This is a genomic window from Pseudomonas sp. GM55 (assembly GCF_000282395.1).
GTDB lineage: Bacteria > Pseudomonadota > Gammaproteobacteria > Pseudomonadales > Pseudomonadaceae > Aquipseudomonas > Aquipseudomonas fluorescens_CC.
Genome location: NZ_AKJJ01000151.1, coordinates 1 through 21,212, shown reverse-complemented (window position 1 = coordinate 21,212; position 21,212 = coordinate 1). Strand labels below are relative to the sequence as shown.

The 21,212-nt window shown below is 61.8% G+C and carries 23 protein-coding genes and 2 pseudogenes; 22 read left to right on the top strand and 3 right to left on the bottom strand.

What is annotated here, in order from left to right; all coding sequences use genetic code 11:
* Window positions 1-229: 229 nt before the first annotated feature.
* From PMI31_RS28895 to ycaC, 4 genes are all read left to right on the top strand, one after another.
* A complete protein-coding gene (locus tag PMI31_RS28895; RefSeq protein ID WP_008023639.1) occupies window positions 230-646 on the top strand; it encodes a DoxX family protein in 417 nt (138 codons plus the stop codon).
* Window positions 639-1,247: an antibiotic biosynthesis monooxygenase gene (locus tag PMI31_RS28890; RefSeq protein WP_008023637.1), complete on the top strand. Its 609-nt coding sequence runs from the start codon at window positions 639-641 to the stop codon at window positions 1,245-1,247. Before PMI31_RS28895 ends, PMI31_RS28890 begins: the two co-directional genes overlap by 8 nt.
* Entirely contained in the window at window positions 1,247-3,085 is a 1,839-nt protein-coding gene (locus PMI31_RS28885; RefSeq protein ID WP_008023635.1) for an amidohydrolase, read from the top strand. Before PMI31_RS28890 ends, PMI31_RS28885 begins: the two co-directional genes overlap by 1 nt.
* A 64-nt stretch (window positions 3,086-3,149) precedes the next feature.
* Window positions 3,150-3,776: an isochorismate family cysteine hydrolase YcaC gene (gene ycaC / locus PMI31_RS28880; protein WP_008004800.1), complete on the top strand. Its 627-nt coding sequence runs from the start codon at window positions 3,150-3,152 to the stop codon at window positions 3,774-3,776.
* 118 nt (window positions 3,777-3,894) lie between these two features.
* Here the strand turns inward: ycaC and PMI31_RS28875 are convergent, their stop codons facing one another.
* The gene (locus PMI31_RS28875) at window positions 3,895-5,322 is read right to left on the bottom strand and encodes a mechanosensitive ion channel family protein (protein WP_008023634.1); all 1,428 of its coding nucleotides are present in this window, start codon (window positions 5,320-5,322) and stop codon (window positions 3,895-3,897) included.
* 126 nt (window positions 5,323-5,448) lie between these two features.
* Between PMI31_RS28875 and PMI31_RS28870 the strand changes: the two genes are divergently transcribed.
* The 3 genes from PMI31_RS28870 to PMI31_RS31995 all read left to right on the top strand — a co-directional run bounded on the left by PMI31_RS28870 (window position 5,449) and on the right by PMI31_RS31995 (window position 7,024).
* Window positions 5,449-6,345, top strand: a complete 897-nt coding sequence (locus PMI31_RS28870) for a LysR family transcriptional regulator (RefSeq protein WP_008023633.1) — start codon at window positions 5,449-5,451, stop codon at window positions 6,343-6,345.
* 76 nt (window positions 6,346-6,421) lie between these two features.
* Window positions 6,422-6,706, top strand: coding sequence for a hypothetical protein (locus tag PMI31_RS32000; protein WP_157213311.1), 285 nt, complete (start codon window positions 6,422-6,424; stop codon window positions 6,704-6,706).
* 45 nt (window positions 6,707-6,751) lie between these two features.
* Window positions 6,752-7,024 carry a hypothetical protein gene (locus tag PMI31_RS31995; protein WP_443217040.1) on the top strand — a complete coding sequence of 91 codons (273 nt, stop codon included), beginning with the start codon at window positions 6,752-6,754 and terminating at the stop codon, window positions 7,022-7,024.
* A gap of 172 nt (window positions 7,025-7,196) precedes the next feature.
* Here PMI31_RS31995 and PMI31_RS28860 read toward each other — a convergent pair whose 3' ends face one another.
* Both PMI31_RS28860 and gspG read right to left on the bottom strand, forming a co-directional pair.
* On the bottom strand, window positions 7,197-8,384 hold the full coding sequence (locus PMI31_RS28860) for a type II secretion system F family protein (RefSeq protein ID WP_008023628.1): 1,188 nt from the start codon (window positions 8,382-8,384) through the stop codon (window positions 7,197-7,199).
* Window positions 8,385-8,398: 14 nt separating this feature from the next.
* Entirely contained in the window at window positions 8,399-8,833 is a 435-nt protein-coding gene (gene gspG / locus PMI31_RS28855; protein ID WP_008023626.1) for a type II secretion system major pseudopilin GspG, read from the bottom strand.
* 195 nt (window positions 8,834-9,028) lie between these two features.
* Between gspG and PMI31_RS28850 the strand changes: the two genes are divergently transcribed.
* The 15 genes and pseudogenes from PMI31_RS28850 (at window position 9,029) to PMI31_RS28780 (ending at window position 21,072) form a co-directional block, all read left to right on the top strand.
* Window positions 9,029-9,637 (top strand): lytic transglycosylase domain-containing protein, encoded by a 609-nt coding sequence (locus PMI31_RS28850; RefSeq protein ID WP_008023624.1) that lies wholly within the window; start codon window positions 9,029-9,031, stop codon window positions 9,635-9,637.
* Between the two features lie 463 nt (window positions 9,638-10,100).
* Entirely contained in the window at window positions 10,101-10,754 is a 654-nt protein-coding gene (locus PMI31_RS28845; RefSeq protein WP_043302740.1) for an SCO family protein, read from the top strand.
* Window positions 10,755-10,765: 11 nt separating this feature from the next.
* Window positions 10,766-11,038 (top strand): annotated as a pseudogene (locus tag PMI31_RS28840) (SCO family protein); the annotation flags it as partial.
* A gap of 36 nt (window positions 11,039-11,074) precedes the next feature.
* Window positions 11,075-12,625, top strand: a complete 1,551-nt coding sequence (locus PMI31_RS28835) for a cytochrome c/ABC transporter substrate-binding protein (protein ID WP_008023618.1) — start codon at window positions 11,075-11,077, stop codon at window positions 12,623-12,625.
* A 13-nt stretch (window positions 12,626-12,638) separates the two neighbouring features.
* Window positions 12,639-12,812, top strand: a pseudogene (locus PMI31_RS30470) (peptidylprolyl isomerase); the annotation flags it as partial.
* A 359-nt stretch (window positions 12,813-13,171) separates the two neighbouring features.
* Window positions 13,172-13,705 (top strand): response regulator, encoded by a 534-nt coding sequence (locus tag PMI31_RS28825; RefSeq protein ID WP_008023613.1) that lies wholly within the window; start codon window positions 13,172-13,174, stop codon window positions 13,703-13,705.
* A gap of 84 nt (window positions 13,706-13,789) precedes the next feature.
* On the top strand, window positions 13,790-15,496 hold the full coding sequence (locus tag PMI31_RS28820; protein ID WP_008023611.1) for a GspE/PulE family protein: 1,707 nt from the start codon (window positions 13,790-13,792) through the stop codon (window positions 15,494-15,496).
* Window positions 15,477-16,280 carry a hypothetical protein gene (locus PMI31_RS28815; RefSeq protein WP_008023608.1) on the top strand — a complete coding sequence of 268 codons (804 nt, stop codon included), beginning with the start codon at window positions 15,477-15,479 and terminating at the stop codon, window positions 16,278-16,280. The genes PMI31_RS28820 and PMI31_RS28815 overlap by 20 nt, the downstream gene beginning before the upstream one ends.
* A gap of 1 nt (window position 16,281) precedes the next feature.
* Window positions 16,282-16,827 (top strand): PilN domain-containing protein, encoded by a 546-nt coding sequence (locus tag PMI31_RS28810; RefSeq protein WP_008023607.1) that lies wholly within the window; start codon window positions 16,282-16,284, stop codon window positions 16,825-16,827.
* Window positions 16,814-17,362 (top strand): hypothetical protein, encoded by a 549-nt coding sequence (locus PMI31_RS28805; protein ID WP_008023604.1) that lies wholly within the window; start codon window positions 16,814-16,816, stop codon window positions 17,360-17,362. The genes PMI31_RS28810 and PMI31_RS28805 overlap by 14 nt, the downstream gene beginning before the upstream one ends.
* Window positions 17,362-17,880, top strand: a complete 519-nt coding sequence (locus PMI31_RS28800; protein WP_008023602.1) for a hypothetical protein — start codon at window positions 17,362-17,364, stop codon at window positions 17,878-17,880. Before PMI31_RS28805 ends, PMI31_RS28800 begins: the two co-directional genes overlap by 1 nt.
* Complete coding sequence (locus PMI31_RS28795; RefSeq protein ID WP_008023600.1) at window positions 17,877-19,703, top strand: secretin N-terminal domain-containing protein; 1,827 nt, start codon at window positions 17,877-17,879, stop codon at window positions 19,701-19,703. Before PMI31_RS28800 ends, PMI31_RS28795 begins: the two co-directional genes overlap by 4 nt.
* A 2-nt stretch (window positions 19,704-19,705) precedes the next feature.
* Window positions 19,706-20,179: a type II secretion system protein gene (locus PMI31_RS28790; RefSeq protein ID WP_008023598.1), complete on the top strand. Its 474-nt coding sequence runs from the start codon at window positions 19,706-19,708 to the stop codon at window positions 20,177-20,179.
* Window positions 20,180-20,183: 4 nt separating this feature from the next.
* A complete protein-coding gene (locus tag PMI31_RS28785; protein WP_008023596.1) occupies window positions 20,184-20,558 on the top strand; it encodes a type II secretion system protein in 375 nt (124 codons plus the stop codon).
* Window positions 20,533-21,072, top strand: coding sequence for a type II secretion system protein (locus PMI31_RS28780; protein ID WP_008023594.1), 540 nt, complete (start codon window positions 20,533-20,535; stop codon window positions 21,070-21,072). The genes PMI31_RS28785 and PMI31_RS28780 overlap by 26 nt, the downstream gene beginning before the upstream one ends.
* Window positions 21,073-21,212: the final 140 nt, after the last annotated feature.

Genomic DNA, 21,212 nt, shown 5'->3' with positions numbered 1-21,212 from the left:
GTGGCCGTTACCGCAGCAACGGATATGTACACCCGTAAAAGACACGTCGCCCAACACCCCGCCATCGCGAGCAGGCTCGCTCCCACAAGGGTTTTGTGTCGGTTTTTAGATCGCAGCCGCTCTCGTAAACAGAGCACGTACATTCAATTTTTCCTCCCCCCGTCCCGGCACTATCTACTCCTGTCCCGGCGCCTCGTCGCCGGTGGTTTTTCATTTGTGCGGGTGGGCCATGGACGCTTCGCGATGCGGTGATCGGGCGCAAGACTGGGGGTTGCTGTTCCTGCGGGTCAGCGGCGGATTGTTCCTGTTGTGGGTACATGGTTTGCCCAAGCTGCTTCACTACAGTGCCGAGTTGCAAAACATCGAAGACCCTTTCCATCTGGGCGCGAACCTGACGCTGGTGCTGGCGATTTTCGCCGAGGTCGTGTGCCCGCTGCTGATCGTCGCCGGGTTACTGGTGCGTCTGGCATGTTTGCCTATTCTGTTTCTTCTGTGGGTGTCGATGTTGATCGTGCATCCGCAGTGGACACTCTTCGAAGGCCAGTTCGGCTGGCTGTTGTTGATTGTGTTCACCAGCATTTTCATCGCCGGGCCGGGACGCCTGGCACTCAATGTCCGTTTTGCCGGAGCCTTGCGTTATGTCTGAATCCAATCGCCGTGAGCCGGCAAGTCCGGGGCCTGATGAGGTGGTGACCCTAATCGTCAAACACCGGGTCAAGGCCGGTTTTGAAGTGCCCTATGCAGCCTGGCTACGCAACATCGTCAAGGTGGCCGCGCAGAGCGTCGGGCACCTGGGCGTGGATGTGGTGCGCGGAAAGAACGCCGGTCTCGACACCTACACTTGCGTGCTGCGCTTTTGCTCGACCGAGGCGATGCAGAACTGGCTCGATTCACCGCAGCGCCAGGCATTGGTTGAGGAGGCCGCGCCGATGCTGGCCGATGGCGACCAGACCGAAGTCAATCCGCTCAACGAGTTCTGGTTCTCGCCCCAGGCCGAAGCCGGTACGCCACCGCCGCGCTGGAAGCAGGCCGTGGTGACGCTGTTGGTGATCTTGCCGCACACCTTGCTGGTGCCGCTGATCTGGGGGCCGTTATTGCGGCTTAACGCATTTCTCTCCAACTACGTGGTTGCCACGTTCCTGATCACCCTGACCATCGTGCTGTCGGTGGTCTACCTGTTCATGCCCATGGCGACGCGCCTGTTCGCGCCCTGGCTGTCTCCCGCCGCTTTGCACGAGGAACCGTGATGAACGCCGATCTGATTCTGTTCAATGGTCAATTCCATACTGTTGACCGCGCAAAACCGCTCGCCAGCGCCGTAGCGATCAGCGACGGGCGTTTTGTCGCGGTCGGCAGCGATGCACAAGCCATGGCCCTGCGTGGCTCGAACACCCAGGTGATCGACCTCAAGGGTCGTTGTGTGATCCCCGGGCTCAACGACTCGCACTTGCACCTGATCCGTGGCGGCCTGAACTACAACCTGGAATTGCGTTGGGAAGGTGTGCCGTCGCTGGCCGATGCGATGCGCATGCTCAAGGATCAGGCAGACCGTACGCCGACGCCGCAGTGGGTGCGGGTGGTCGGTGGCTGGAACGAATTCCAGTTCGCGGAAAAGCGTATGCCGACCTTGGCGGAGCTCAACCAGGCAGCCCCGGACACGCCGGTGTTTGTGTTGCACCTGTACGACCGCGCCTTGCTCAACCGCGCCGCGTTGCGCGTAGCCGGTTACACCCGCGACACGCCGAACCCGCCGGGTGGCGAGATTGTGCGTGATGCCAATGGCGAGCCGACTGGCATGCTGGTGGCACGGCCGAACGCGATGATTCTGTACTCGACGCTGGCCAAGGGGCCGAAGCTGCCGCTGGAGTATCAGGTCAACTCGACCCGTCAGTTCATGCGCGAACTCAATCGCCTGGGCCTCACCAGTGCCATCGATGCCGGTGGCGGTTTCCAGAACTACCCGGACGATTACCAGGTCATCGAGCAACTGGCCAAGGACGAGCAACTGACCGTGCGCATCGCCTACAACCTGTTCACCCAGAAGCCCAAGGAAGAGCTGACCGACTTCAAGAACTGGACCGGCAGCGTGAAGCTGCACCAGGGCGACGATTACCTGCGGCACAACGGCGCCGGGGAAATGCTGGTGTTCTCGGCGGCGGATTTCGAAGACTTCCTCGAACCACGCCCGGACTTGCCGCAAACCATGGAGGCCGAACTGGAGCCCGTGGTGCGCCATCTGGTCGAGCAACGCTGGCCGTTCCGTTTGCACGCGACTTACAACGAATCCATCAGCCGCATGCTCGATGTGTTCGAGAAGGTCAACCGCGACATTCCGTTCAACGGCTTGCCATGGTTTTTCGACCACGCCGAAACCATCACCCCGCAGAACATCGAGCGGGTGAGGGCGCTGGGGGGCGGCATCGCGATTCAGGATCGCATGGCGTTCCAGGGTGAGTATTTTGTCGACCGCTACGGCAAGCAAGCCGCCGAAGCCACGCCGCCGATCAAGCGCATGCTCGCCGAAGGCGTGCCGGTCGGTGCGGGTACCGACGCCACCCGAGTCTCCAGCTACAACCCATGGACCTCGCTGTACTGGATGGTCAGCGGCCGTACCGTCGGCGGTCTGGCGCTGTACGAGGAAGGTTTGCCGCGCACCACTGCATTGGAGCTGTTCACCCACGGCAGCGCCTGGTTCTCGTCGGAACAGGGCAAGAAAGGCCAGATCAAGGTCGGGCAACTGGCGGACCTGGCAGCACTGAGCGCGGACTTCTTCAGCGTCGAGGAAGAAGCAATCAAGTGGATCGAGTCGGTACTGACCGTGGTCGGCGGCAAGATTGTCTACGGTGCCGGCGACTTCGAAAAACTCGGGCCTGTCAGCCTGCCGGTGCTGCCGGACTGGTCGCCGGTGGCGAAGGTTCCGGGACACTGGCGGCCGAACGCGCCGCTGCAGGCGCAGGTTCACCAGTGCAGTGGCCCGTGCGCCGTGCATACCCACAGCCATGAGAAGGCCCGTATGTCGAATGTGCCGGTGAGTGACTTCGCCGGTTTCTGGGGCGCCTTCGGCTGTTCCTGCTTCGCGTTCTGAGTCTCAACAAAGCGCCGGCCATCATGGTCGACGCTGCACCTCACCACCCTCCGAGGAGTTTCAAATGAGCAACGTTCCTTACAAACGCCTGAACAAAGACGATGCCGTTGTGCTGCTGGTCGACCACCAGACCGGTCTGATCTCGCTGGTACAGGATTTCTCGCCCAACGAGTTCAAGAACAACGTGCTGGCGCTGGGCGACATCGCCAAATTCTTCAAGCTGCCGACCATCCTCACCACCAGTTTCGACAGCGGCCCGAACGGCCCGATCGTGCCGGAGCTCAAGGCGCAGTTCCCGGACGCGCCGTTCATTGCCCGCCCGGGCCAGATCAATGCCTGGGACAACGAGGATTTCGTCAAGGCGATCAAGGCTACCGGCCGCAAGCAACTGATCATCGCGGGTGTGGTGACCGACGTGTGCGTGGCGTTCCCGACCCTGTCGGCCATTGCCGAAGGCTTTGAGGTGTTTGTGGTGACCGACGCTTCCGGCACCTTCAACACCACCGTGCAACAAGCGGCCTGGGCGCGCATGTCGGCCGCCGGTGCGCAACTGTTGAACTGGTTCTCCGTGGCCTGCGAGCTGCAAGGCGACTGGCGCAACGATATGGAAGGCCTGGCCAACCTGCTGTCGGAACGCCTGCCGAACTACCGCAACCTGATCAACAGCTACACGAAATTTACCGCGAAGTAAGACCTGACCTGTGGGAGCGGGCTTGCCCGCGATGGCGGAGTGTCAGTCGATATTCATGTCACTGACTCGCCGCCTTCGCGAACAAGCTCGCTCCTACAGGTTTTTTGCAGGCAATGGCTCAGCGACTCTGCAACCACCCCAGAAAACCGCCTTTCCTGACCGCCACCGGTTTGGCCATCAACGCCATCCGGCTGTTCTGCTGCCGCACCGCCTGCAGCTTGTTCAACGCCCGGTCGACTTCGCGTCGTTGCTCCATGCAACTGCGGGTCAGGGATTTGTCGAGGCGGTAGATGATGCTTGAGGTCATGGCGGTGAATCGTGCCTGGGACGGCGTGTCGGCGAGGATACTTTGTTCGCCCATGACTTCACTCGGCCCCATGCGCCCGGCTTCGATCTGCAGGCTGCCGTCGGGAACCGTGGCGCTGACCACGCCGGTGGCGATGACGAACAGGCTGTCTGGTACTTCTTCCAGATCCAGCACCACCTCACCGGCCGCGTATTGCTGCGCCACCATGGTCTGCGCCAGGCGATCACGTTCCTCGGCGCTCAGGGAACGGAAGACTTTCACTTCATCGAGCAAGGCCCGTGCTCGGGTCGACGGCTCGATCACGCCATCGGGCTGCCGGGAAATGCCTGCGGCTTCGAGGTGCCGATGGGCCAGGTCGAACAGTTGATTACGCACTTCACTCTTTTTGCCCAACTCGGCGATGAAGCCGCTGGCCACGTATTCGGACATGGTTTCGCCGGCTTCCTTGAGCACGGCTTTCGGCGGCGGATCGAGCAGCAGGCTACTGCTGCCTTGAAGGGTACGGTCCAGGGCATCGAGCACACGACGCGGACGGATGTGGTTGGGCACCTGAATGCTGATCGACACGCCGTGCAGGTTGGTCGGGCGGCTGAGGTTGACGATCTTCGCCTTGGCCGCCACCGAGTTCGGCACGACCGCCGTGCTGCCGGCGCTGGTCAGCAGGTGCGTGGCGCGCCAGTCGATGTCGAGCACTTTGCCTTCAACGCCGTCGATCACCACAAAGTCGTCCACCTGATACGGCTTGGTGGTATTGAGCACGATGCCGGAGAACACGTCGCTCAAGGTGCTCTGCAATGCCAGGCCCACCACGATGGCGACGACACCGGAGGTCGCCAGCAAGCCTTTCACCGGCAGTTCCAGCACATAGCCGGCGGCAGCGACGACGGCAATCAGGAACACCAGTGCGCCGATGACATCCTGCAACAGCCGGCCGCTGTGGCCGATGCGCCGCATCAGCACCAGGCCGATCACTTCGGTGAGCACCCGTGCGGCGTACAGCCACCACAGAATTCCCAGCGCCGTAGCCCCGAGCTGCGCCACGGGATCATCGGCAAACAATGGCGCCTGCAACGGGCTGACGCCGGCGTTGATGAGCACCGCGCTGAACAGCACGAACAGCGCCAGACGCACACCGACCTGGCTGACGCGATGCTTGAATGGCGCGAGGTGCCAGAGCAGGGCGTCGATGGCCAGCAGCAGGGCACTCAGGGAGAGCAAGTGAGCGTAGGCAAAAGACATGGGGATGCTCCGCTGGAAATGAGGTCGCGCAGATGGAGAATGCTGTTGTGGTGAACTCAGATTAATAGGGGGCCTGGAAGGGAAAAAGCGGCTATAAAGTGTTTAACTGTCAACCGGGAAGTGACAATGAACCCCTTCGAAGATATGCGTATTTTTTGCCAGGTGATGGACTCCGGCAGCTTCACGGCTGCCGCCGATCAACTGGGCCTGTCCAAGCAGTTTGTCAGCCGCCGCTTGATGCAACTTGAAGAGCGCCTGGGCGTGCGCTTGCTCAATCGCTCGACCCGGCGCCTGGATGTCACGCCACTAGGGCAAAGCTATTACGAGTCAGCCTTGCGCCTGCTCAGCGAAGTCGAACAAGTGGAACAGGGCATTGCCGGCCAGACCACCGAGCCACGGGGGACGATTCGTGTGAGTGCGCCGCTGTCGTTCGCACTGGCGCATCTGGGGTGCCTGCTGCCGGTGTTTTTGCAGCGCTATCGCGATGTGACAGTGGAGATGGATTTGAGCGATCGGCCTGTGGATTTGCTGGGTGAGGGTTACGACCTGGCGTTGCGCATCGGCACGCTCGAGGACTCGACGTTGATTGCCCGGCGGATCGCGTCGATCCAGCGGGTGTATTGCGCCAGCCCGACGTACCTGGCCGAACGCGGCATTCCGCTCAAACCTGAGGATTTGCACGGTCATGACTGTTTGCCGTACGGCCATGGTCGACAGGTGCAATGGCGTTTTGCGGGGCAGGGCAAGCCGCTGACTGTCAATGTCAGCGGGCGGATGCGGGTCAACAATGGCGAGGTACTCAAGGATGCGGCCATCGCCGGGCTGGGGATCACGTATTTGCCGACGTTCATTGTCGATTCGGCACTGAAGGATGGAAGGCTGGTGCAGGTGCTGGGAGATTTCCGGCCGGAGCCGCTGACGTTGTCTGCGGTCTATCCGCAACACCGGCAGAGTTCGCGGCCGGTGCAGGCGCTGGTTGAGTTCTTGCGCGAGCGGCTGGATCGGGTTGAGGGTGGGGTGTAAGCAGGTGGTTCACACAATCGCTTGTGGGAGCGGCGGTGCGCCGCTCCCACAGGGTTCTGTGTTGTATGGGGATCAGTTGGAATCAGGTCCTTTTGTCATCGCCGGGCTCGACATGGACACCCCGTTTATCCCCTGGCTGGGCATGGACGCCACGGTCATCCCCTGGCTGGGCATGGACACCACGGTCATCCCCTGGCTGGGCATGGACACCTCGGTCATCGCCGACTTCACCGTTGGCATGAACGCCTCGGTCATCGCCGACTTCGCCATTGGCATGAACGCCACGATCGTCGCCGACTTCACCAGCCCGATGCACGCCACGGTCATCCCCGGGTTCATCATGGGTGCCGCTGCGTCCTGAGGACGAAGCCGATCCGGAGTGGCCCGAACCGCTGTTGGCACTGCCATGGCCGCTGTTGCTGCCATGGTCGCCACCGTGGCCGCTGCCACCGCCACCACCGCCACCACCGCCACCACTGCCACCACCGCCACTTCCGCCGCCGCCACCACCACTGCCGCCACCACCGCCCCCACTGCCGCCGCCACCGCCACTGCCGCCACCACCACCGCCGCCGCCACTACCCCCTTCCTTGGCATGAGCACTGGATACCCCGGACAGGTTGTCCGGAATCAGTACGGTAGACGCCGACAGAACCGCGCCAATAGCTACTGCGAGTAAAAGCTTATTGATGTGCATGTCGTTCTCCGTCTCTTATTCAGATTGGAACGTTGCTGAACATTGCTACGTACTGCTTTCTTCCCATGGGAACTTGTTAAACACCTCGTCGGACTGATTTATTCAATTGGCGGTTGAAAAAGTGCAACGGGCAGCGCGGCCCTGTTGCATAAGGTCAGTGGATGCTTGAGGCCAGCTCGAAAATCGGGATGTACATCAGGATCACGATTACCCCGATCAACAGGCCGATGAAGGTCATGAGCAAGGGTTCGAACAGCCGCACGAACCATTCGATCCAGCGGCTGATTTCTTCGTCGTAGAAGTCGGCGCTGCGCTCCATCATCTGCCCGAGGTTGCCGGACTGCTCGCCGGCGCGCAGCAGGCGCAGCGACACGGGGGTGACCAGGTGGTTGAGTTCCAGCGCGGTAGAGAGTGACTGCCCCTCGCGCACCCGTTCGCACGCCTGGTCCAGGCGCGCGCGGGAGGCGACGGAGAGCAGGCCACGGACCATGCCCATGGCGGTGACCAAGGGAATGCCGCCTTGCAGCAGAATCCCCAGCGAACGGTAGAAACGCGCCAGCTCATACATGAAGATGCGCTGGTGCACCGCGGGGAGTTTTTCGATCAGGCGGTCCAGCCCCCGACGAAAGGCCGGTTGGCGCTGGAGCAGGACGAGGGCGACGATGATGACCAGCAAACCACCGAAGAATTCGCCCTGGTGGGCGTGAAGGAACATGCCGCTGCTCATCAGGATCTGCGACATCCATGGCAGGTTCGACCCCAGCCCTTCGAATACCAGGCTGAAGCGCGGTACGACATAGCCCATCAAAAACAACACCACGCCCCCGCCCACCACCAGCAACAGCATGGGGTAGATCGACGCGCTGATGATCTTCTGGCGAACTTCGTCCATGCGCTGGCGATAGCTGACATATCGGCCCAGGGCATCGCCCACGGCACCGGTCTTTTCACTGGATTGCACCAGCGCAACGTACAACGGAGGGAAAACGGCCGACAGCTGACTCAAGGCCTGGGAAAACGATTTGCCCTCGTAAAGCAAACGCACCAGCTCGCTCAAGGTTTTACGGGCCTGTGGCGCGGTTTCTTTTTCCGCCAGGCTTTCCAGTGCGTCGATCAACGGTAGGCCGGCGTTGAGCAATGTGGTCAGTTCCTGGCTGAACAACACCAGGTTGAACGTCTCGCGCCTGTGCAGGGGTAACGCGCGCCAATGTCGCTCGGCGTGCAGGCTGACGACGCGCAGGCCCTGGTCTTCGGCGATGCGCCTGGCTTCGCTGTGCCCCGGTGCCTCGACAGTCATTGACACGACACCTGCCTTGCCGACGGCTTTGAGATGAAAACGCATGGTCGCCGTTCCCGTCAGTTCCAGTTGGTGACTTCGGCGTTCTCGCCTTCGCCGCCGGGTTGTCCGTCCTTGCCCATGGACAGCAGGTCGTACTCGCTGTTTTCACCGGGGTAGCGATAGGTGTAGTTGTGGCCCCACGGGTCTAGCGGGAGTTTTTTCTGCAGGTATGGGCCGGTCCAGCGCGGTTCGTCGGCGGGGGCAGTGACCAGCGCCTGCAAACCCTGTTCGGTCGACGGGTAATGGCCGACCTCCAGGCGATAAAGGTCCAGGGCTTTGCTCAAGCCTTCTATTTGCGCCTTGGCCACTTTTACTTCAGAACGACCCAGTTGGGCGAAATACTTCGGCGCCACGATGCCAGCCAACAACCCCAGCACCACCAGCACCACCAACAGTTCGAGCAGGGTGAACCCGCTTTGGGTCCGCCGGGCATAACACAGTCGCTGAATCATGATGACCTCACACAGTCGGCGGCACAGTTGTCATACATACGCATGCAATTGCCATGCTCACGTTTGGCGATCCATCTGCACCCCCCGTGCTACGGGCCTTCTCACTTACGGCACAGTGCTTGCGTATGGCTGTTGCACGACTGGCCATTGGGGCAATACCCCCATTTTTCGGGGCCGGAAAGGGGAGGTATAACAATGAAATCACTCACCACCGGGTTGCTGGGTCTGCTTGTGTTGACCGGCGCCGCACAGGCCGATGTGTTTGTTTCCGTGGACGCCAATGGCAGCTACGTCCTGTCCAATGTCCACCGCCCCGGACGCCACTATGAACGGGTGATCCATGAACCCGATGCGGCGGTCGTCAGCCTCGACCAGCAACCGCAGATGATCGCCGCGCAACCCTATGCCGAGCTGGTGTCGGCGGCGGCCACGGCCAACGAACTCCCGGCGGCGCTGCTGCACGCAGTGATCAAGACCGAATCCAGATACAACGCCCGCGCGACCTCACCCAGGGGCGCTCGCGGGCTGATGCAATTGATGCCCGACACCGCCCGCGAAATGGGCGTGACCAACGTCTACGACCCCAAGGCCAACATCCAGGGTGGCGCCCGTTATCTCAAGCGCCTGATGACGATGTTCGACAACGATATCCGCCTCGCCGTGGCGGCCTACAACGCCGGTCCGCAAGCGGTGCTCAGCCGGGGCAACGTGGTCCCGCCGTTCGCCGAAACCCAGCGTTATGTGCCCAGCGTGCTGAACCAGTATCGGCGTTTGCAGGGGTTGTCCGCGGATGCGCCGCTGTGATCGAAACCCCGGGGCGGTTTTCCCCAATAGTGGGGAAAAGTGGCCCCAGCGAGAAAGTGGGGGATTGGGTGGGGAATATCCCCCCGGTTTACCAAGTCTTTATTATAACTAGATGATTAATAAAGTAATTTTTTGTGGCATGCGGATTGCTCTGGACGATTTATCGAGAAGCTCATCCCGGATGATCCGCAACGAGGCCCGAGACTATGATCGGCATATCCCACGCCCCGTCCCTGATTGATATGCCGTTGTTGGTGACGTCGGTGCCCGGCATCGGGATTGCCAGTACTGCTGCACGTTGCGAGCGCAAGCGACGATATTTGTGAAACCCCCGATGACCCTCGACCAGAACGGTGCCCGGTACCTGCACGTGCGGGCGGCGGCCCTCGGTGCGAGTTTCAACGACAAGACCATTGCCAGCGTTCGGGTCATACCCGGCGATACCCACCAAGAGGAAGCTGACATGAACCGATTCGCACATCGCGGCCTGTTGACGTTCTGTCTGTTGGCCATCGGTATCGGCCAGGCGCTGGCTCAGTCGTCGGATGAACATGACGGGCACGACATGGCAGCCGGGAAGGCCAGCCCGGAGACTACCCGGATCAAGTTTGCCGACGTGGACCTGCTGGACCAGAACGGCAAGGTCGTCAGCCTGGAAAAGGACCTGGTGAGGCACAAGATCGTGGTCATGGGCTTCATCTACACCAGTTGCACCACAGTCTGCCCGATGGTGTCCTCGATCATGGGCAAGGTGCAGAAACAGTTGGGTGCGCGGGTCGGCACCGAGGTGCAACTGGTGTCGATCAGCATCGACCCGCAGCGTGATGATCCCCAGCGCCTGAACGACTACGCCCGCGCCTTCCAGACGGGGCCGGGCTGGAGCTGGCTGACCGGTTCGCCGCAGTCGGTCGATGCCACCCTCAAGGGGCTGGCCTACAGCGGTGACTTCAGGAATCACTCGCCGCAGATTCTGGTGGGGGACGGCAACAACCGTTTCTGGACTCGTTACTACGGACTCACCGACCCGACGGAGCTGGCCCGGGCCGTCGAAAAGCTCAGTGGTGAGCGCAACACCCACGCCAAGCACACCGCCATCGCCATGGAGCATCAGCCATGAGAGCCATCGACTGGTTCGCCGACGCGCCGTTGCAGGACCAGGTGGTGCTTCGCAATGTGATTTTCACCCGTTGCAACGATGCTTGCCCGCAGATTGCCCGCAAGCTCAGGAAAGTACGTGAAGCGTTGGGCGACAAGGCCGACGGCATCTCCTTTATCTCCCTTACCAGTGATCCGCTGCGGGACACCCCGGTGGTACTCAAGGCTTACACCTTGAAAGAGGGCAACGATGGGCCCCACTGGTTTTTTCTTACCGGCGACAAGGCGCAAACGGACCTTGGGTTGTTGACAATGCCTGTGGCCGGTCGCTGAGCCATGGCCATGAATACTGCCCTGGTCCTTGGCCTGCTGCTCCTCGGGAGCCTTACGCTCAGCGCCCAGGCGCTGCCGCTGAGCCTCAGCGAAAGTGCCGGCAAGCGGTTGTACCGCGAAGGTGTGTCGGCCAGTGGCGAGCCGATCATGGCCCGGGTTGGCGTATCCAACAGGGTGCTGCCGGCCACCGGCCTGCCGTGCGCCAATTGTCATGGCGACGACGGCCTCGGTCGTCCGGAAGGCGGGGTGCGAGCGCCGGACCTGAGCTGGTCGCGGCTGGCCAGCACTCATGGCCAGCAGCAGGTCAACGGCCGCAGTTATCCGGCCTATAGCGACAGCACCCTGGCGCGGGCGGTACAGGAGGGGCGCGACCCCGGCAACAATCGGCTCGATCCGACGATGCCACGGTTCGTGTTGTCGATGAACGATCAACACAACCTCACGGCGTACCTCAAGCGTCTGGCCGAAGACCGCGATCCGGGCCTGAGCCCTGACAGCCTGCACCTGGGCACATTGTTGCCGGGTGCCGGGCCATTGAGCGAGGAGGGTGCCACGGTGGCGGCGGTGCTCAACGGCTGCGTGGCGCGTATCAACGAGGCGGGCGGAATTCATGGCCGGCAGCTGCGCCTGACCATCCTCGACCCCGGCACCGACCGCGCCAGTGCCGAAAAGGCGTTGGACCGGTTGATTGATGAGGAACAGGTGTTTGCCCTGATTGCACCGCTGGCGCCAGCATTGGACATGGACCTTGCCGCGCGTCTGGAATCGGCCGGCATTCCCCTGATCGGGCCGCTGTCCTTGCAGGGCACGCCTCACACCAGCCCGCAGATATTCGAACCGCTGCCGGGGCTTCGCGAGCAATTGATCGCCCTGGCCGATTACGCCGCTGCCAGCCTGCGGGTGCTTCAGGGGCCGACGCTGATCGCTTATCCGGACGAATCCGGCCAACGGCTGGCGGCGCAGGAACTCAGCCGGTACTTGCAGGGGCACGCCTGGCAAAAGGTGCGTCTGCAAGCCTATGACCCGACCGGGGATGAATTGCCCTTGGGGTCGCGCTCGGTGTTTTACCTGGGCAGCAGCAGCGGCTTCAGTCGACTGGCCGAGCGCTTGCAAACGGCGGGGCAGGTGCCTTACCTGTTCGCCACCTCGAACCAGGTGGCGGGCAATCTGATGCAGGTGCCCAGTGGGTTTTCCCGGCGGGTGTTCCTGGCCTATCCGTTCGTGCCCAGCGACTGGACCCTGGCCGGACGCCTGGCCCTGACCCAATTGCGCGAACACCAGGGCCTCGGTGGCCAGCACGCGGTGCTGCAAGTGGGCGCGTTCAGTTCGATGATGCTGCTCAGCGAAGGCATGAAGCAGGCCGGGCGGGATGCCAGCCGCGGCAAGCTGGTCAGTGCCCTGGAAGGCCTGCGTGACTTCGATACCGGGTTGACGCCATTGATGAGCTTTGGTCCTGGGCGCCGCCTGGGCTTGAGCGGTGCCCATATCGTCACGGTGGATCTGCCGGACCAGCGCTTCTATCTGGTCGCCCCCTACAAACCCATTGCTGCCACGCCCTGACGGGAGGCCGATCATGAAACTCAACCCTTTGCTCGTCCTGTGGACACTGTGGGTACCCGTGGCGTGGTGCAGCAATGGCCCTGCCGCGGCGCAGGCAAATGGCGAGGAAATTTCCCGGTTATGCCTGGAGCGCTACTTCGCCGAGTACCTGGAGGATCAGGGCCGGGCGGCAGGCAGCATTCGCTCCCGGCATATCCTGATCAAGGTAGCGCCCGGTGCAGACGCTTCCACTGTCGAAACCGCGCGTCTACGCTTAACCGGAATGAGGGCATTGGCGCCATTGCGCTTGCGCAATCGAATCGAGCGGATTGACGATGAATAGGGGGTTTCCCCAAAAGTGGGGGAAAAACGTCAATGCCGATCCGATCGCTTTCCCCTTGTTTGGGGAGATGGAATGCCTGTACGAGAAGGCATTGTTTTTAAATTCAAGGGCATGAAGACCTGACATTACCGGCGCTCAGCCTGGCGTGAAGTGTGCATAAGCCCTGTCAAGGCACGCACTCAGTCAGGTTCAAAACCCGGACCTGCGGTTTCAAGGAGTCGACCTTGTTGAACAAAGTACTGGTTGTTGATGACGAACAGTTGCTGGCGGAAAACCTCCAGGGTTACCTGCAGGCGCAAGCACTGGAAGTCCGGATTGCTCACGACGGTGCACAAGGAATCGCCGAAGCCGACGATTTCGCGCCCGATGTGATGGTGTTCGATTACCGCTTGCCCGATATGGAAGGCTTTCAGGTGCTCGATGCCGTCCGCCAGAACAGGAGTTGTCATTTTGTGCTGATCACAGGGCATCCAACCGCAGAAGTTTGCGAGAGGGCCCGGCAACTGGGAGTCAGCCATATCCTGTTCAAGCCGTTTCCACTGGCGGAATTGGCCCGTGCAGTGCTTGATCTTCTGGGCAGGAAGCGCGAACCCAGACCGGGTGTGAGCACCTCCGAAGGATTCGTCGAACGACGCCAGAGCAGGACCGAAAGTTTCCCGCTGCAGTTGTACGACGGTAGTTGGGTGCTTGCAGATCGCCGAAAAAGTACATCGGCCTCCAAGGCACCGGACGACGAACAATTGCTCACCGGGGAGTAGTGGCGCGACAAGCCGTTCCGGCCGCCGCCGAAATTGCTCGTCGCGCCGACAGGGCCCAAAGCCCCGGGCGTTGGAGAGCATGCCATGGACCGTCTATCCCTTGTTGTAGAACCGGCGCAACAGGAATGTGTACCGACTCGTTTTACCAGTGAACAACTGGCCCAGGCCCGGGCCCAGGCCACCAGTTCCGGCGAGCGGATGCTGGACACCCTTGGGGAGTTGAGTGGATTGGCTCCCATGCCTTTCATCCAGTGCCTGGGTGTAACCCTGCATTACCCGGTGCTCGACACCGACAGCCTGTTCAGTTCCACCCCGGTGTTCGACCGGGTGACCCTGGCCCAATGCCTCAAGCGCGAATTCATCCTGCTGCGCCATGACGATGCGGTCATCGGTGTGTTCGCTGACCCTTTCGACAGTGCGCGCCTGGCCTGGATCGATGAGTGCCTGCACGGCGCGCCGCTGTACCTGGTGCATGCCGATGACCTGAAGGCCTACCTGGCGCGACACGAAGAAAGCTTCCATGCGGTGGAGTCGCTCAACGCTCAGGCCGAGGCCGGAACCGAGATCGATACCGTGCAAAGCCTGTCCCTGACCAGCATCAGCGAAGACGCCAGCGTGGTGGTCAAGCTGGTCAACTCGACCCTGTACGACGCGCTGAAAATGCATGCCAGCGACATCCACCTCGGCACCACCGGCAGTGGCCTGGTGATCAAGTACCGGATTGACGGCGTGCTCAACAACATCAGCAAGATCCAGGGCAGCGAGTTCGCCGAGCAGGTGATTTCCCGGGTCAAGATCATGGCCGAACTGGACATCGGCGAAAAGCGCGTGCCCCAGGATGGTCGTTTCAAGATCGGCATCAGCGGCCGGCAGATCGACTTCCGGGTGTCGATCATGCCGAGCATCTTCGGCGAAGACGCGGTGCTGCGGGTACTCGACAAACAGGACCTCGCCGACAAAGTCTGTGGCGTGCAACTGCAGGCCCTGGGCTTTGAAGACGAAACCCTGCGTCAGCTGCGCCGGCTGGCCGCCGAACCCTACGGCATGGTGCTGGTGACCGGGCCTACCGGTAGCGGCAAGACCACCACCCTTTACGCGATGATCACCGAGATCAACCACGGCGTGGACAAGATCATCACCATTGAAGACCCGGTGGAATATCAATTGCCGGGCGTGCTGCAAATCCCGGTCAACGAGAAAAAAGGCCTGACGTTCGCCCGGGGCCTGCGCTCGATCCTGCGTCATGACCCGGACAAGATCATGGTCGGTGAAATCCGCGACCCGGACACCGCACAGATCGCCGTGCAATCGGCACTCACCGGTCACCTGGTGTTCACCACCATTCACGCCAACAACGTGTTCGACGTGATCAGCCGTTTCACCCAGATGGAAATCGACCCCTACAGCCTGGTCTCGGCGCTCAATGCCGTGCTGGCCCAGCGTCTGATCCGCCTGGTCTGCGCCAGTTGCAGCGCCCCGTACAGCCCGACAGTCGAAGAGCTGGAGGTCTCGGGGCTCGATCCGCAAAAGGTCGCTCACTTCCAGTTCGTCCACGGCAAGGGCTGCGGGCACTGCCGCGGTACCGGTTATCGCGGGCGTAGCGCGATTGCCGAGCTGCTGCACCTGGACGACGAACTGCGGCAAATGATCGTCGAGCGCCAACCCATTTCCAGAATCAAGGCCCATGCCTGCAAACGTGGCTTGCGTCTGCTGCGCGAGTCGGCGCTGGAAATGGTGGAAAAAGGCCGGACCACTCTCGAGGAGATCAATCGTGTCACTTTTATCTCGTGAGCAATTTGTCGCCGTGCTCGGCGCCAGCGGTGTCGGCCTGGGCCAGCGGCAAGGCAGTGCAACCCACTGGCTGGGCAGCGTCGGCTACATCGACGAAGGCTTCCAGGCGTGGACGGTGGCCCTCGACACCCTCGACCGTTTACTGGCCGAACACACCGTTGCCAGGGCGGAACTGACCGTGGTGATCTCCGGGCACTTCAGCCGCTATTGCCTGGTGCCCTGGAGCGAGCAGATCAGCAGCCCGGCCGAATTGCTCGGCTTCGCCCAACTGTGTTTCGAAGACCTCTACGGTGCCCCGACGCAACCCTGGAGCCTGGTGATTTCGGCCGAACCCGCCGGTTACGACCGTATCGCCACCGCGCTGCCACAGGACCTGCTCGAACGCCTGCGCGCCCTGGTCAGCGCTCGCGGACTGCGCCTGCGTTCGGTGCAGCCGTACCTGATGGCGGCGTTCAACCATTTCGATAAAAGTTTTGATGCCGGAGACTTCCTGTTCGTGGTCGCTGAACCGGTACGCAGCGTGTTGCTGCTGGCCCGGGAGGGGCGCTGGACCTCGGTGCGTTCGGTGGGCAGCAGCGACAGCGATGCCGCGCTGAGCGCACTGATCGGCCGTGAAAACCAGTTGCAGGCATCCACCAGCGATCGGCCGTTGAATGTCTACCTGCATGCACCGGCGCGCATCGATTCGCACCCTGAGGTGCCAGGTGTGCATCTGCGTACCTTCGAAGAGGACCGGACAGCCGTACGCGATTGTCTGTACGTCATGTCTCGGGCGGTGGCCTGACATGCGCCCCCTGATGCTCGACTTTCAGCCGCGCCGCCGTTCCGGTCCTCTGGGTTGGAGCCTGCTGGCCGGTGGTGTAGTGCTGACACTGACTTGCCTGCTGGTGCAACAGCACCTGAGCAACGAGGCCGAACAACAGCAAGGCCACCTGCAAACCACACAGCGGGTGCTCACCGGCGATAACGGCAGCAAGGTCAGCCTGACCCCGGCGGAAACACGCGAGCAGGCACAGAACCTGGCCGAAATGCGCAAGGTCTCACAGCAGCTGCGCCGCCCTTGGGAGCGCCTGTTCGCCACCCTCGAAGCCATGCCGCGGGACAACATTGCCCTGCTGAGCCTGACCCCCGATGCCCGCAAAGGCCAGGTGCGGATCAGCGCCGAGGCGCTGGACCTGGACGCCATGCTCGATTTCCACCGCCGCCTCGAAGCCAGCGATGAACTGTCCGACGTGTCGCTGCTGAGCCACGAAATTGTCGCCAACGTGCCGGAACACCCGGTGCAGTTCAACCTGTCCGCTACCTGGGAGATCGGCGATGCAAATCCATAAATTGATCGTCCACGAATACCTGCAAGGCCTGGGCGTTCCGGGGCTGGCAGGGCTGGGCATGCTGGTGCTGGCGCTGAGCTATGGCCTGGTCGGGTTGCTGCCGGACTGGGAGTCGCTGCAAAGCCTCAACCAGCAGACCCGCGAAGCCACCGAGTACTTGGCCAAGGTCGAAGACGGCACCGTGGCTGCGCCGGTTGTGCCGCAGCGTCAGCTCGACGACTTTCGCAGCAAGTTACCGTCCCAGCCTCAGGCCACTGTGGCCATCGACAAGATCTACGCCCTGGCCGCCCAGGAGCGCATCACCTTGTCCCGGGGTGAATACTCCCTGGGCGTGGACCCCAAGACGCACCTGGCCCGTTATCAGATTCTGCTGCCGGTACGTGGCAGCTATCCGCAACTGCGGCGTTTCCTGCACGCCTTGCTTGGCCAGTTGCCGGCGGTGGTGCTGGAGGATGTGGAATTCCAGCGCAAGAACATCGCCGATACCGACCTGACCGGGCGGATCCGCATGACCCTTTATCTGTCGAGGTCATGATGACTACCAAACGAGTGGTGGGTTGGGTGGCGTTCTTCGGTGTAGCGGCAGCGCTCGCCTGGTTCCCCGAATACTTCAAACAGGCTGACGACAGTGACCCTGCGGTGGCCGCCGTAACCACGCCAGCCAAGGGCAAGATACCTGGCGCATCGGCGACGGCATCGACCGCCGCGGCGGTGGCGCCGATCAAGGACCTGAGCCCGGCAGGCGACCTGTTCGCCGCCCATAGCTGGAAAGCGGCACCGGCCTCCGGCACCGTCACTGAACAATCGGTAATCGTTACTCCGGTGGTGCAAGTCCCCACTGCACCGCCGTTGCCCTTCCAGTTTGTCGGCAGGCTGGATGACCGTTCCGATCTGCAGGTGTTTTTGCAGAGCGGCGAAAAAATCTACGTCGTGCGCAAAGGGGATGTCATCGACGAAACCTGGCGGATCGAGCGGATTTCCGATGAGGAACTGAGCCTGGTCTACCTGCCTCTGCATTTAGCTCAGACTTTGTCTGTGGGGAGTACGGAATGAACCAATCCCGTTTGCTGATGAGCCTGTGTCTGTGCGCAGGGCTGGCCGCATGCAGCTCGGCGCAGGTGGCCAGGGACGAAGCTTCCGCCCTGATGGAGTCGGGACAGTACGAAGCCGGTCTGGCCCGCATCGAACAGGGATTGCGTGAAAACCCTCGCGATACCGATCTGCACATGGCCCTCAACAACGGTCGGGCCCGCGCCGTGACGGCGCTGCTGACCCAGGCCGACATGGACCGGGCCCAGCGTAATTTCGCCGGGGCCCGCATGACTTACAGCCGGGTCTTGAACATCGAACCGAACAACCGTCGTGCCCAGGATTCCCTGCGCCAGCTGGACTACCTGCGCAGCATGGACGAGAAACTCGAACTGGCCCGTGGCGACCTGCGTCGCGGGGACATCTACGGTGCCGACCGCCAGGTCAAACAGATTCTCGAACTGGACCCGAAGAACGAAGGTGCCCTGGAGCTGCAAGACAGCATCCGCCTGGTGCAGAGCCGCAACGTGGTGCAGTACCCGCAGCTGCGCACGCGCCTGGACCGGCCGGTGACCCTGGAATTTCGCGATGCCAACCTCAAAACCATTTTCGAAGTGCTGTCCCAGGTCGCCGGCCTGAACTTCATCTTCGACAAGGATCTGCGCCCGGACATGAAAGCCACGATCTTCGTACGCGATGTACGTATCGAAGACGCCGTGGAGCTGCTGCTGCAACAGAATCAGCTGCATCAGAAAGTGGTGAATGAAAACACCTTGCTGATCTACCCGGATTCACCGCAGAAGCTCAAGGATTATCAGGAGCTGGTGATGCGCACCTTCTACCTGACCAGCATCGATGCCAACACGGCGCTGAACATGATCAAGACCATGCTCAAGACCCGCGACGTGTTCGTCGATGAGCGCCTCAACACCCTGACCATGCGCGATACCGGTGACGCGGTGCGCATGGCGGAAAAACTCCTGCAATCCCAGGACCAGTCCAACCCGGAAGTGGTGCTGGAAGTGGAAGTGATGGAAGTCGCCCGCCAACGCATTCTCGACCTTGGCCTGCAATGGCCCAACACCTTTGGTGTGGTCAACAGCGACGGATCGGCGGTGACCATTCTCGATCAACTCAAGGGCATCGACTCCAGCCGCATCACTATCTCGCCATCGCCACAGGCCAAGATCAATGCCCAGGACAAGGACATCAACACCCTGGCCAGCCCGGTCATTCGGGTCAGCAACCGCGAACAGGCGCGCATCCACATCGGTCAGCGCGTGCCGATCATCAGCGCCACCTCGGTGCCTTCGACCCAGGGCCCGGTGATCACCGAAAGCGTGACCTACCTCGACGTCGGTCTCAAGCTCGAAGTGCAACCGATCGTGCACCTGAACAACGAAGTGGCGATCAAGGTCGCGCTGGAAGTCAGTAACGCCACGCCGCTGACGCCGACCGCTCAGGGCACCATTCCGGTCCAGGTCGATACCCGCAATGCCCAGACCACCTTGCGTCTGCATGATGGCGAAACCCAGATCCTCGCCGGTCTGGTGCGCAACGACCACGGCGCCAGCGGTAACAAGATCCCTGGCCTTGGCGACATTCCTGGCCTGGGCCGCCTGTTCGGCAGCAACAAGGACGACGTCAGCAAATCCGAACTGGTGCTGTCGATCACCCCGCGGATCGTGCGCAACCTGCCGTACCAGAGCCCGTCGGACATGGAGTTCTCGACCGGTACCGAAACCAGCATGCACATCCAGGCACCGGATCGCTCGATGAGCACGACGGTTCAGACGAACCCCATGAGCGCACCGATCGCCACTACGGTTACTGTCGGGAAGCCTTGATCATGAACGCCTCGCAACGTGGTTTCAGCCTGATCGAAGTCGTGGTGACGCTCGCCCTGGTGGGCTTGCTGGCCAGCATGGCCGCACCGCTGACCGAGACCGTGGTGCGTCGGGGCAAAGAGCAGGAACTGCGGACCGCGCTGTACCAGATCCGTGATGGCATCGACGCCTACAAACGCGCCTTCGACGCCGGTTACATCGAGAAGACGCTCGACAGCAACGGCTACCCGCCGAACCTGAAAGTGCTGGTCGATGGTGTGCGTGACGTGCGCAGCGCCAAGGGGGCCAAGTTCTACTTCCTGCGGCGCATCCCTCGTGACCCGCTGGCCACCGTCAAGCGTGACGACGATGGTGGCTGGGGCCTGCGTTCCTATGACAGTTCGGCTGAGAACCCGCGGGAGGGCCAGGACGTCTTTGACGTTTACTCCAAGGCCCGGGGCAAGGGTCTCAACGGCGTCGCCTATCGAGAGTGGTGAGCATATGCGTCGGCAAAAGGGTTTTACCCTCATTGAACTGATGGTGGTCCTGGCAATCATCGCGACCCTGATGACGATTGCCTTGCCACGCTACTTCAACAGTCTGGAGGCCTCGAAAGAGACCACCCTGCACCAGAGCCTGTCGTCCATGCGCGAGGCGCTGGATCACTATTATGGGGACACCGGGCGTTATCCCGACTCCATCGTACAGCTGGTCGAACTGCGCTACCTGCGTAACCTGCCGCTGGACCCGATTGTCGAGCGCAAGGACGCCTGGGTCGTGGTCGCGCCACCGGATGGCGTGGCGGGCGGGGTGGCTGATATCAAGAGTGGGGCCTCAGGGAGGGCACGTGATGGCAGCCTTTATTCCGAGTGGTAAGCCTTCGGGCCAGGACGGCTTCACCTACCTGGGTGTGCTGTTTCTGATCGTCGTGATGGGCATGGGCCTGGCAAGTGCCGGCGAGTTGTGGGCCACCGCCGCGCGCCGGGATCGCGAAAACCAGTTGCTCTGGGTCGGTACGCAGTATGCCCAGGCGCTGCGCAGCTATTATCGCAGTTCGCCCGGTGCGGCCCAGTACCCGAAAGAACTCGCGGACCTGTTGCAGGACGAGCGTTTTCCGTCGGCCAGGCACCATATCCGGCAGTTGTACCCGGAGCCGATGACCGGTGGCGAATGGGAGCTGATTCGCGGTATCGACGGACGTATCAGCGGTGTGTATTGCCCGTCCACGGAGAAGCCGCTCAAGCAGGCGAATTTTCCCAGCCAGTGGTCGGACTTCAACGGCATGGCCAGCTACAAGGACTGGCAGTTCGTGGCCGAGAAAGCCTCTCTCGAGGACACCGGGGGGCCGCCGAAAGCACAGTCCACCGGGCCCCAGGCTTTGCAGCCATGAATCGTCACTGACTGGGGTTGTGTACGCCGATCTGCTTTTGCTCTGTTCTTCTGTGGGAGCGAGCCTGCTCGCGAATGCGGCCTGACTGAGTACATATCCATTATTTTGGTTACGGCGACTTATGGTTTCGCCCTTACGGC